9 protein-coding genes and 1 pseudogene are annotated in these 12,783 nt (G+C 39.0%); 2 read left to right on the forward strand and 8 right to left on the reverse strand.

Annotated elements, in window-relative coordinates:
• Positions 1-48: 48 nt before the first annotated feature.
• Entirely contained in the window at positions 49-2,592 is a 2,544-nt protein-coding gene (locus GXZ13_04045; protein NLX75007.1) for an AAA family ATPase, read from the reverse strand.
• A gap of 221 nt (positions 2,593-2,813) precedes the next feature.
• On the reverse strand, positions 2,814-3,017 hold the full coding sequence (locus GXZ13_04050; GenBank protein ID NLX75008.1) for a cold-shock protein: 204 nt from the start codon (positions 3,015-3,017) through the stop codon (positions 2,814-2,816).
• Positions 3,018-3,374: 357 nt separating this feature from the next.
• On the opposite strand from GXZ13_04050, the gene clpB reads away from it, so the two are divergent.
• Together clpB and htpG are read left to right on the forward strand one after the other, a co-directional pair.
• Positions 3,375-6,002 (forward strand): ATP-dependent chaperone ClpB, encoded by a 2,628-nt coding sequence (gene clpB / locus GXZ13_04055; GenBank protein NLX75009.1) that lies wholly within the window; start codon positions 3,375-3,377, stop codon positions 6,000-6,002.
• A gap of 62 nt (positions 6,003-6,064) precedes the next feature.
• Positions 6,065-7,945, forward strand: coding sequence for a molecular chaperone HtpG (gene htpG, locus GXZ13_04060; protein ID NLX75010.1), 1,881 nt, complete (start codon positions 6,065-6,067; stop codon positions 7,943-7,945).
• A 186-nt stretch (positions 7,946-8,131) separates the two neighbouring features.
• Here the strand turns inward: htpG and GXZ13_04065 are convergent.
• The 6 genes and pseudogenes from GXZ13_04065 to GXZ13_04090 form a co-directional block, all read right to left on the reverse strand.
• Positions 8,132-8,320: pseudogene (locus GXZ13_04065) on the reverse strand (alcohol dehydrogenase).
• Between the two features lie 13 nt (positions 8,321-8,333).
• Positions 8,334-9,533 (reverse strand): DUF3084 domain-containing protein, encoded by a 1,200-nt coding sequence (locus GXZ13_04070; protein NLX75011.1) that lies wholly within the window; start codon positions 9,531-9,533, stop codon positions 8,334-8,336.
• 77 nt (positions 9,534-9,610) lie between these two features.
• Positions 9,611-10,063 carry a YkgJ family cysteine cluster protein gene (locus tag GXZ13_04075; GenBank protein NLX75012.1) on the reverse strand — a complete coding sequence of 151 codons (453 nt, stop codon included), beginning with the start codon at positions 10,061-10,063 and terminating at the stop codon, positions 9,611-9,613.
• Between the two features lie 61 nt (positions 10,064-10,124).
• Positions 10,125-11,168 (reverse strand): rod shape-determining protein, encoded by a 1,044-nt coding sequence (locus GXZ13_04080; GenBank protein NLX75013.1) that lies wholly within the window; start codon positions 11,166-11,168, stop codon positions 10,125-10,127.
• A 131-nt stretch (positions 11,169-11,299) separates the two neighbouring features.
• Entirely contained in the window at positions 11,300-12,124 is an 825-nt protein-coding gene (locus GXZ13_04085) for an energy-coupling factor transporter transmembrane protein EcfT (GenBank protein NLX75014.1), read from the reverse strand.
• A 1-nt stretch (position 12,125) separates the two neighbouring features.
• The coding region (locus GXZ13_04090; GenBank protein ID NLX75015.1) for an ATP-binding cassette domain-containing protein at positions 12,126-12,783 on the reverse strand (658 nt) is incomplete at its 5' end.

Below are 12,783 nucleotides of genomic sequence, written 5' to 3' on the forward strand. Positions count from 1 at the left end.
CCTCTTCAAAGGCATCCAGTATTTTTTTAAAGTTGCTTGGTTTTTTCATTAATCTTTGTCGCTTTCCTTTTTCTGTTCTGTTTTTGTATCACTGTTTTTCTTAGGAGGCTCAACTATGTCTCTTATTTTTTTCTGATGCTTGCTAGAGCGCAGTATCCAGTTTTCTAAGGAGGCTTTTACTTTGTAATGTATGCTGTTTTCCGGATATTTTCCTTCTTTATTCAACTTACCTGCTTTTAATCCGGTAAGAATTTCTATGCCTTCATCAATTGTTTTAACGCTCCAAATGTGGAATTGTCCTTTTTTTACAGCTTGAACAACTTCATGGCTGAGCATGAGGTGCTGTTCATTCTGATGAGGGATTATGACTCCCTGTTCTTTGGTGAGTCCCGCCACTTTGCAGTATCTGTAGAATCCTTCGATTTTTTCATTCACACCGCCTATAGGCTGTATTGAACCAAACTGGTCTACGGATCCAGTTACGGCTATTCCCTGTTTTAAGGGCACTTCTGCTATTGCCGAAAGCAGACAGTAAAGCTCTGTAGATGACGCGCTGTCTCCATCTATGCCACCATAAGTCTGTTCAAAAGCTATACGAGCCGCTATTGTGAGGGGGTGTTCATGTGCATACATGCGTCCTAAGTAGCTGGAAAGGGTCAATAAGCCTTTGTTATGTATGGGGCCGGTCATCTCGACTTCCCTCTCTATATTGACTATTCCCTCTTGTCCCATGAATACGTTGGCAGTTATTCTCACAGGAGCGCCAAAGCTGCAGTCAACAAGCTGTATTACTGTAAGGCCGTTTATTTGCCCTACGACAGATCCCTTTGTCTCTATTTTTATGACTTCATCTGTGTAACTCTCCTGTATCTTTTCTTCTAGCAAACTTGAACGGAAGAGTTTGTCTTCGATTGCTTTTTGAACGTGTGTCAATCCAACTTGTTTCTTGCCGTCTACTTTCGCCCATGCCGTCGCTTCCACAAGAATGTCCGCTATTTTATTAAACTGCGTACATAGTTTGTTTTGATCTTCCACTAAGCGTGAAGAGTACTCGATTACTTCTCCAACTGCTCCTACAGAAAAATTAAGTTTGCCCTCATGAGCTACAAATCCGGAAATAAACTGTGCTAGCTGTTTCTCAGACTCAGGCGTTCTCTTCATTTCCGTGTCAAAATCTGCTTTTATTTTAAATATTTTTTGGAACTCTGAATCATAGACATTAAGTAAATAGTACAAATACGGAGTTCCCACAATTACTACTTTGATGTCTACGGGAATCGGTTCGGGGCGCAGGGATGAAACAGGCACATATCCCAGATGTTCTCCAAGGTTTTCAATGGAGAGCTCTCGATAACGCAAGACTCTTTTCAATACGTCCCAAGACATAAATTGAGAGAGAATCTCCTCTGCATCAAGCAGGAGAAATCCTCCATTTGCCTTGTGCATTGCTCCAGGAGTAATTCTACGAAAATCTGTATACAGATTGCCCTGGCGGCTTTCGTAATCCACTTTGCCTACGAGATTATAATAAATTGGGTTTGTCTCTAATATGACCGGTGCACCGTCATTTGGATTGTTTGAGACAAATGCATTTACTTCGTAGCGAGAAAAGTCAATTTCCGTCGTCTCATCTCTTTCCGCAGCTAGGAACATACTAAAATTGCTTACTATGTCCTCGGTCAAAGACTTCAACCAATCTTCCAGTCTTTTGTTTGGAGTATATTTTGTGTTGAATTCAGACAGGATAGGCTCAATTGCGTTGCGACAAATCTGCCCTTCTAACTCTTTTATTCTCTCTTTTAAATCTTTTTCTCGTTCACGTATAAGGCGCAAAGTTATCAGCGTCTTCTGTGAGATCTCTTCTGATACCTTTTGGAGCGAGTCTTGCTCCTTTTTGCTTAACTTTTCGAATTCTTCCTGCTGCATTTCACGAAGAATCGGTTTAGGTTTCTTTTTCTTCGTATTTTTTTTGCTCTCTTGTTCTACTCCCTTATCCTGTGGCTCAGGCAACTGCTCTTCCAAAGGCAGAGCCATAATCATTGGCAAGTTTACAAAACCTTGGGGCGTTCTCTTAATGGCAAATTTCTTTTCTTCCGCCCACTTGCGCAAATCTTCCATTAATTTATTTACGACTTCTTGAAAGCTCTTTACAAGATGCGCCTTGTTGTCTTCGTATTCTGTATTGTCAAATGCCTTTGAAAGTGTTGTCTTTAAATCTTCGATAGCATTCTCTGCGTCTTTTGAAAGTTCCTTCCCTTTGCCTGCTGGCAAGCTAATGGCAAGTGGCACTCCTGAGTCGTCGAAATTATAAACATAGACCCAGTCATCGGGGGCAGGCATCGTGGCGGCTATGTTTTCCAGAGTCTTTTTCGCATAGGAAGTTCTGCCGCTGCCGGGTTCTCCCACCATGAATATGTTATAGCCTTTGCTTTGTACTGAAAGGCCAAAATCGACGGCTCTTACCGCACGTTCCTGGCCGATCAAACCATTTAGCTTTTCTAAGCTTTTTGTGGTTCTAAATCCCAAAGCATTTAAATCTGCTTTGCGACGTAATTTTTCAACTTGCAATTTTTTATCATTAATAAGGGACATAATGAGCCTCCTAATTTTATGTTTTTGGGGATAGTTGGGTTTATTTTTTATACAGGCTTACGATAGACGAAAGCACCACATTTATGCAAGAGGTAAAACGTTAATTATATTTTTTAAAATTATGCCGGTTGGAATATAACACAATACAAAAATAAGAGAAGAGCGAAAAGTCGCTCTTCTCTTTTAATAGTCGATTTCTTTATATAAAGAAATACCTCTTGCTATATCTTCTCTACGTCAGCCGCCTGTGGGCCTTTGCTGCCATCTGTGATTTCAAATGAAACCTTCTGGCCTTCGTCAAGGGTCTTAAACCCGTCGCCCTGGATTGCGCTGAAGTGAACGAATACGTCGCTTCCTTCATCTGTCGTGATAAATCCATAACCCTTAGTTGCGTTAAACCATTTTACTGTTCCGTTGCTTTTCAATGTGTTGCCTCCCAGCAGAAATATTATAATCGAACATATTGTTCGACAGGGTAACTTTAAACTCATATTTCTAGCTTGTCAAGCCTTTCTTTGTTTTTTACTGTAAAAAGATGTTTTTTATGCTTAATTTTATATATTTTTTAAGAAAACTTTCAACTAGATCTTACTGTTCATTTAATTAAACGAATATTGTCGTTATTAAAAGAATATCGTAGTTTACCTCAGGAAAAAAGAAATAATTAGCGTATTTTAGCTTTAATTATCCTTCATTAATATTGTCTGATTTATTTTGACCATTATAATAGAAACATGAAGTCAATATTGGTTAGACCTTTTTGTTAAGGGGGGGGAATAATTATGGATATAAACAAATTAACTCAAAAGTCTCAGGAAGCTTTCTATGAGGCTCAGAACATTGCTATAAGACGTGGGCATCAAGAAGTTAACACGGAGCACCTTTCACTTGCTTTGATATCGCAGGAGAATGGACTTATCCCAAACTTACTAAATAAAATAGGAGTTCCGGTAAACAATCTTCTTAAAGCCATTGAAAGTGAACTTGATAAGAAACCCAGAGTCTCCGGAAGTGGTCAAGAAGTGGGAAAAATTTATGTGTCGCAAAATCTTTCTCAAGTGTTGGCAAAAGCGGAAGATGAAGCAAAGATGCTTAAAGATGAGTACATCTCGGTAGAGCATTTACTTTTGGCGATTTTATCTGAAGGCCCTAAAAATCCATCTTTTTCGATCTTCGCTACTTTTGGATTGACACAGGACAATTTTCTAAAAACTCTTTCTGAGGTACGGGGAAATCAGCGTGTCACAAGCGATAATCCGGAGGACACTTATGACGTTTTAGAGAAGTATGGACGAGATCTGGTGAGAGCAGCGAGAGAGAATAAGTTGGATCCCGTTATAGGACGGGATGAAGAGATTCGACGTGTTATAAGAATTCTAAGCAGAAAAACAAAGAATAATCCAGTTCTCATTGGAGAGCCTGGCGTTGGTAAAACTGCGATTGTAGAGGGACTAGCTCTGCGCATTTTGCGAGGAGATGTTCCGGAAGGGTTAAAAGATCGTTCTATTTTTGCTTTAGACATGGGCTCTCTTATTGCGGGAGCTAAATTCCGTGGAGAATTTGAAGAGCGTTTAAAAGCAGTCTTAAATGAAGTTAAGAAGAGCGAAGGACGAATTATACTTTTTATTGATGAGCTACATACTATCGTCGGAGCCGGAAAAACAGAGGGAGCTCTTGATGCAGGAAATATGCTTAAACCGATGCTTGCCAGAGGCGAATTGCACTGTATAGGAGCTACAACATTAGAAGAATACAGAAATTATATTGAAAAGGATGCTGCACTTGAGCGCCGTTTCCAGCCGGTTCTTGTTGAAGCGCCTGATGTGGAAGATACAATTTCAATTTTGCGCGGAATCAAAGAGAGATTCCAGCTCCATCATGGAGTGAGGATACAGGATAACGCCTTGGTTGCAGCTGCTGTACTTTCAAATCGATATATAACAGACCGATTCCTCCCCGATAAAGCAATAGATCTTGTGGATGAGGCTTCTGCAATGATAAGAACGGACATAGATTCTATGCCAGCTGAGTTGGATGATGTCTCCAGACGTTTAATGCAGCTTGAAATAGAAGAACAGGCTCTTAAAAACGAAAAAGATAAGGCAAGTAAAGAGAGGCTTGATGCTCTGCAGAAAGAGCTGGCCGATCTAAAAGAAAAAGCAAATGCTCTCAGAGCCCAGTACGAGGCAGAAAAAGAAAACATTAAAAAGGTCAGATCGCTTAGAGAAGAAATTGAAAATGTACATCATAAAATTGATAAAGCAGAACGTGAATATGACCTAAATAACGCGGCTCAGCTCAGACATGGTACACTTCCTGAGCTTGAGAAAAAGCTTAAGGAAGAGGAAGATAAATTAGCAGCTGAGACAAAAACTAATAAGCTGCTTCGTGAAGAGGTAACTGAAGAAGAGATTGCAAAAATAGTGGCTAAATGGACTGGCATCCCAGTTACAAAACTTGTCGAAGGAGAGCGTGAGAAACTTATTCACCTTGATGAGATTTTGCATAAGAGAGTTATCGGCCAAAGTGAAGCGGTAGAACTTGTTTCAGATGCTATTTTAAGAGCAAGAGCTGGAATAAAGGATCCCAAACGACCGATAGGCTCTTTCATTTTCCTTGGGCCAACGGGGGTCGGAAAGACAGAGCTTGCAAAGGCTCTGGCCGAAACCCTCTTTGATTCTGAAGAAAATATTATTCGCATAGATATGTCTGAATACATGGAAAAACACTCTGTCTCCAGACTTATAGGAGCGCCTCCAGGCTATGTCGGATATGAAGAGGGAGGGCAGCTTACAGAGGCTGTTCGCAGCCGCCCATATTCCGTAGTTCTTTTTGATGAAATTGAGAAAGCACATCCCGATGTTTTTAACGTGCTTCTGCAACTTCTTGATGATGGAAGGATTACGGACAGTCAGGGACGTACAGTTAACTTTAAAAATTGCGTGATAATTATGACCAGCAATTTGGGAGCTCAATCTCTAATAAACGGTATAGATTCTACCACCGGCAGAATCTCAGAGGAAGCTAAAAAAGATGTTGAAGCTGCACTTAGAGCGAACTTCAAACCCGAATTTTTGAACAGAGTGGATGAAATAATATTATTTAAGCCACTTCAAGTGAATGAGATAACTCAAATAGTAGGACTACTCATAAAGGAAGTAGCGGATCGTCTTACTGACAGAAATATAGGATTGGAGATAACTCCGGAAGCACAGGCTATCATAGCAAAGAACGGATATGATCCCGTTTACGGGGCAAGGCCGTTGAAAAGATACTTACAGAAACATCTCGAGTCAAAAATAGCTCGAATGATTATAGGAGGAGAAGTCGCTGAGGGGTCTACTATTAAAGTAGAGAACCATGGCAATGACATTTCTCTCCTTGTTGAGCTGCCAAAAGCTGATAAATAAAAGAACAATTCTTAAAGCACAAAGTACAGTTATTCTGTTTTAAATAATAAGGAGGATATGAAATGGCGACAAAGGTAGAGAAACACGAGTTTCAAAGCGAAGCAAAACAAGTTCTGGAGTTGATGATACATTCTGTCTACTCCAACCCCGATATTTTTCTTAGAGAGTTAATTTCCAATGCATCAGATGCATTGGACAAGCTTAGAATAGAAAGTTTAAGCAATCAGGAGCTTTCTGATATGGCGAAGGACGGAAGAATAGATATAGCAATAGATAAAGAAAAAAACATCTTGTCTGTTTCAGACAATGGGATAGGCATGACGAAAGAAGACTTAATGTCATATCTTGGAACCATTGCACGAAGCGGAACTAAGGAGTTTATGGAAGTAATCCAGAAAGCAAAATCTGACTCAAGTAGCGATTTGATAGGTCAATTTGGAGTAGGATTTTATTCAAGTTTTATGGTAGCAGACAAAGTTACTGTCGAGACTCGCAAAGCGGGAGAAGAAAAAACTTATATTTGGGAGTCTGAAGGAGACGGAAGCTACACTATTGCAGATGGCAATCGCGAATCTAACGGAACCACTATCACTTTACATGTTAAAAAAATGGGAGAAGATAAGGAGGCTGAGGAGAAGGATTATCTTTCCAAATGGACTATACAGGGAATTGTTAAGCAATACTCCGACTTTGTCTCCTACCCCATTTATTTAAAAGATGTTTCTGAAAAAAAGGAAAAGGACGAGAAAGAAGAACCTTTAAATTCAATGCAAGCATTATGGACTCGCTCGAAAGATGATGTGACAGAAGATGAGTATAAAGAGTTCTATCGTCATATCACTCATGATTGGGATGAGCCTCTTGAGCGTATTCAGTACAAAGCTGAGGGTGTGACAGAGTTTAATGCTCTTCTTTATATCCCTTCACGTCCGCCCATGGATTTGTTTTTCCAAAATTCAAAACATGGCATTCAGCTGTACATCCGCAGAGTTTTTATCATGAGCGATTGTAAAGATCTTATGCCGGAGTATTTGCGCTTCGTTAAAGGTGTTGTTGACTCAGAAAACCTTTCTCTCAACGTTTCTCGAGAGATATTACAGCAGGACAGAACAACTGCTGTGATCAAAAAGAGCCTTACTCACAAAATACTGGATGCTCTTAAAAAGATGAAGACGGAAGATGCTGAGAAATACGATAAGTTCTGGAAAAACTTTGGCGTAGTTTTGAAAGAGGGTATTATTTCCGATTTCAAAAACAAAGAAATCATCATGGAACTTTGTCTTTTTGACAGTTCAAAGGGTGGGCAAACAACTTTAGAGAACTATGTCTCTAATATGCAAAAAGAACAGAAAAAGATTTACTACATTACCGGTGCAACATCAGAACAGTTAGCTAAATCGCCTAAATTAGAGGCATTAAAAGCGAGAGGGATAGAAGTTTTATTGCTTGGAGATACAGTTGATGAGGTATGGGTAAACAACATGCCTAAGTTTAAAGATTATGACTTTGTCTCAATAGCAGCAGAGGATGTAGATTTACCGGACAGCAATACGGAAGAAGAAAACAAAGGAAAAGAAAAAATAGAGAAGAGCGGTTTCGTGGATAAAATAAAGAAGGCTCTAACTGACACAGTTGAAGATGTAAAGCTTTCTACCAGACTGGTAGATTCTCCTGCCTGTTACGTACAAAAGGGAGAAGCTATTTCACCGCACATGAGAAACTTTTTCAAATCCATGGGACAGGAAGTTCCGGAGGAAAAACGTATTCTGGAACTCAATCCCAATCATCCTTTAGTGAAACAAGCTGTCGAAGATTCAGAGAAGGATGATTCTAATATGAAAGATTGGGGAGAAATATTTCTCGCACTTGCCTCAATTGCTGATGGAGAACCAGTTGCAAATGGGAAAGAGTTTACAGATTTAATAAGTAAAATGATTAAATAGCATGTTGAGAAAAACGGCATCCCTCTCTTATGAAGGATGCCGTTTTTTATTTCTGTTTTATTAAATTATCAGTGATATTTTTCTGTTTTTTTGTACGGTTGTGGATTATTAATCGTCGTTTGTTGTAACAGAAGGTTTCTGATCCTGGGATAATATGTTATTGCCGTTGAATTGCGAATGCGATTTGTTCAAGGCAAAACCTTTTATAACAGCTCTCAGATCGCCACGACGAGCGTCTTTTGGCAACGCCAATTCTAAAAGTTGTCCTGCTCCACAATGGCTACAAGTCCACATTACTCTCGTCGTGCCGGACAAATCAGGTCCCCCTGCTATGACTTTCATTTCACCACATTTTTGACAGCCTACTATAAGCATCTTTTATCTCCTATTAGTGAAGAGCCACTGTTATTTTAACAGGACCTTCTGTATAAATATTATTTGCGGCTCTTATTTTTAGTTTCTTTTCCTGGTCGCTTCCGACCGCCTCTATTAAAATTGTCATAATTTCAGATGTATCAACACTACCTACATTTCCAGTAAGAGGATCTCTTAGCAACCCGTCTTTTACTGCTTTACTGTTTAATTCTTTTAGTGCATTGAATATAAGCTCTTCAAGTTCAGGTCTTGTTATTTGGGGTTTTATTTTTTTCTCAACAAGTATTTGGTTTGCTTCATAAACTAATTTAGTCTTGTAAGAATCTACTCGTGCACGTACATGTTCACCTTCAACTGCATTTGTCATAGCTGTCATACGAATAACCCAACGTTCATTTGTATTGACTAATTTTTTTCTCACGGCATCCTTTGTGCCTTCATCTAAAATAGGTGCTAAAACTTCTTCTTTTTTCTTGCCGAAGCGATATGCCAAAAGCGTGGTTGCCTCATCGGTAAGCCTCTCAAAAACTGAATCGATTTCAATTACAGTTCCGCCTTTTAAAGTGACAGCCCTCTGAGCCAATATTTCTCCGGTTATAGTAGCAATTCTCCCCTCTCTTAAGCGTTGAATGTTTCCTCTTAGCTCTTCAGACTCTCTTTTTAGTGATTGTACTGAAATTTCAAGATTCTTGCTTTCTTCCGCTAAAGCTGTATTCGCTTTTATCAGAGTAGTTTGTTCTGCCTTTGCTTTTGACATCTGGGTTTCCATATCATGAATTTTTGAGACGGTTTCAGCCAGATCCTTTGTCTTCTTTGATAAATTTTTTGAAATTTCCTGCAACTCTTTTTGTTTTTCCTGAAGGTCTCCTTTATTTGTAAAAAGCTCCAGCTCCATTTTCTCTAAAGTTGACCTATTGCTTTGCAGTTCAGCTGTTAAGGTCGTTACTTGATTTCTGACGTAGTTCATGCTGAAAAGAGCGGTTCGTACAGTGTCTGAAGCGGTGCTGATTGCAAATAATGAAAAGATAGAAATGCCGATTCCAGTGATGACTGTAATTATTCTCGATGTATGCCTTGGACGAAGGTTGAAAAATGTGATGCGTTTTTTCCCGAGATGCATTCCGACAAAGTCTCCGGCCCAAGCAACCAAAGCACCCACTAATATTAGTGTGCCTATGAGAGTCCAATTTATTTCTTTGAATATCTCAAACATGCGTTGCCCTCCATTTGCTTCTCTATCTTATTATCTCAAAAAACATCAATCAGCTTAAGGGTGAAATAGCATTTACGTTATACTTTATCCGCTTCTTTTTGTTCTGAATAAATCTCGGTTATAACATCTTCAGAGTAATGTTTGCCCTTATTCATTCCTGGGCATTTTTCGGAGTAGTAATTCCAAAGTCTTTTATCTTCTAACAGAGAATCCCAAAAAGGATAAAGACTGCACTGTCTCGGACGAACTTTATATATTTTACATTTTCTTGATTTTTCATCGAGAAAAATACAGTCATAATTTTCTTGTTCTTTGATACTGTATTTACCCATGACTTTTATTAAGTATGTTTTTCTAAACTCGTCTTCGTTTATAGCAAGAAATTCTGAAATAAGCTTTACCTCTTTATCGTTGACCCAGATAAAACCGGGTTCTCCGCCACAACATTTTCCACATTCTATACATTCAAAGTTGATTCCTGTTTCACTCCACCAAAATTTATTCTTCGGTCCGTTTGTTTTCTTTGTCATATTTAACTATTTATCCTTATTTTTAAATTATAACTCAATTTTTATATAAAATTAGATATAATTATCTCTTGCCGTAACCTCTACGTGTTGCCGAGTAAACAACTCCCGCTTCCTTCAGTTTATCAAGAGACTGAAGAGCGATGCCTGTGCCCATGGCTACACATTCTGATGCCGCTTCAGCCACTACTGCATTTATTTCTGTTTCTCTTATAATTAAATCAGCAAGGCCCCGCAAGTATGCTCCGCCTCCTGTTAGAATTATTCCTCTGTCAATGACATCAGCAGACAACTCGGGAGGTGTTCTCTCCAAGACTCTTTTTATTGCCGCAATTATTGCGTTTGTAGGCTCTTCAACCGCACGAGCTATATCCATGCTGCTCACCGTTATCTGTCTGGGAAGGCCCTGAATTAAGTCTCTACCTCTTATAGCCATTGTCATATCGGCAGCAGCTCTTTCTATGTCGCATGAACCAATTTGTTTTTTTATTTCTTCTGTTGTCTGTTCTCCGATAGCCAAGTTATGCTGTTTGCGCATGTATCTTAGGATAGATTCGTCAAACTTGTCTCCTCCGACGCGTAGTGATTCATAAACAACTAATCCGCCTAAAGAGACTATGGCGATGTCTGTTGTTCCGCCGCCGATGTCTACAACCATATTTCCTGCAGCTTCACCTATTGGCATATTGGCACCTATTGCCGCGGCCATTGGCTCCTCAATCAGATATGCTTCTTTCGCTCCTACTTCAAGAGCAGCTTCTAAAACAGCTCTACGTTCGACATCTGTCGCACCGGCTGGAACACCTATCATTACTCTGTGCCGCACGACACGTTCCATGCCTTTTGTTACTTTTTTTATGAGCTCTCTTAACATGACTTCTGTCATGGTATAGTCTGCTATTACACCATCTAGAAGCGGGCGAATGGTCACAACATTGCCGGGTGTTCTACCTATCATTATCTTGGCTTCTTCACCGACCGCAATTATTTTGCCGCTGCTTTCATCCATACCAACCACAGATGGTTCTCTGAGAACAATTCCTTTATTTTTTATGAAGACTAAGACTGTAGCTGTACCAAGGTCTATACCAATATCTCTACTCCACAAATTTGCCAGCCTCCCCAATTATGCAAATAACAGTGTTTGTTTTTTATTTTTTTATATTACTTCTATTTTACATCACAACTGTCTTTTTCGTATGTCAACTGTTTGTATTTTATTTGTTTTTCTGTTTTATATTAAAAAAATGTTGAATATCTAAAAACTCTGTCTAAAAATAACATGCTAAAAGAAATAATTATGAACATTATAATCGTTATATTTTCTTTTTTCCCCCATGTTAAAGGATACATTTCTGTTTTTCCGATTCCGCCACGATAACAGCGTGACTCCATTGCCGTTGCCAAAATATCAGCTCTCATAAAAACTAAAGCAAACATGGGAACAAGGACGGGAATATATGCTTTCGCTCTTTTTATTAAACCGCCTTCATTAAAGTTGACGCCACGAGAGAGCTGCGACTTTATTATTCTACTTGTTTCCTCAAACAAAGTTGGTATAAATCTAAGAGCTATAGTTATCATCATCGCAACTTCGTGTGCAGGAAATCCAATTTTCTTAAACGGAGTCATTAGCGACTCTATCCCATTTGACAGCTTTGAAGGACTGGTAGTTAGAGTAAGAATCGCGGCATATAAAACAAGATATAAAAGCCTAAAGGACATTGTCAGAGCACCGATGCAACCCTCTTTTGTAATTGAGAAAGGGCCCATTGAAAACAAGTTATTTCCTTTGGTTCCCAAAAGATGTATAAAGATCGTAAATATTACAAAAAACAGAATGGGTTTTACTGATCGCAAGACCGCTCTAAATGGCACTTTTGAAAGATATATCAAGATAAATAAAAATAATCCCCAAAAGGGTATTGTTCGAACTGATTTAAAGATAAAAATCTCTGCCATTAGAAATATGGTTACGACTATCTTACAGCGGGGATCTAAATCATGTATAAAAGATTTTGCAGGAATAAATTGACCTATTGATATTTTAGATATAAGAGGCATCTTATTCCCTTTCAGAAATCATAGAGGCAAGTTCGTATGGGTTCAAGGTTACTTGGTTAACTTTCCCTCTTTTTTTTAGTATATTCGATAGGTTGAGTATATCCGGTAATGGCAATTTTATTAAATGTTCTAAACATAGTAGCTCTGCCGTTTTTTTAGGAGTACCCCAAGATATACTTTTCCCTTCATCGAGAACAAGGATCTTATCGCTTATAGATAAAGCCAGGGTTAAATCGTGAGTTATGTGCACAATTCCAACACCTTGGTCTGCTTGTGTTTTCATCAAGTTTATAAGTTCTTCTGTCCCTCTCGCATCCAACCCTGCGTTCGGTTCATCCAATACTATAAAATCAGGAGTTGCCGCAATGACAGATGCTATTGCCACTCTTCTTTTTATTCCGCTTGAAAGTGTGAATGGATTTTTGGTCAAAACATTTTCTTCTAAGCCCACAGTTGAGAGACTTTCTTTTATTCTCTTTGTGAGCTCTGTTCCTGTTACTCCCCAATTTGTAGGAGCAAAAGATATTTCCTTTTCAACTGTTTCAGAAAATATTTGCTGTTCAGGATATTGAAAAACATAGCCCACTTTTCGGCGTATTTCATTAGTAAACACCGTCTTTGCAGTTACATCACAACCATCTACTGATACGGATCCTATC

This window comes from Synergistaceae bacterium (assembly GCA_012728235.1).
Classification (GTDB): Bacteria; Synergistota; Synergistia; order Synergistales; family Synergistaceae; genus JAAYFL01.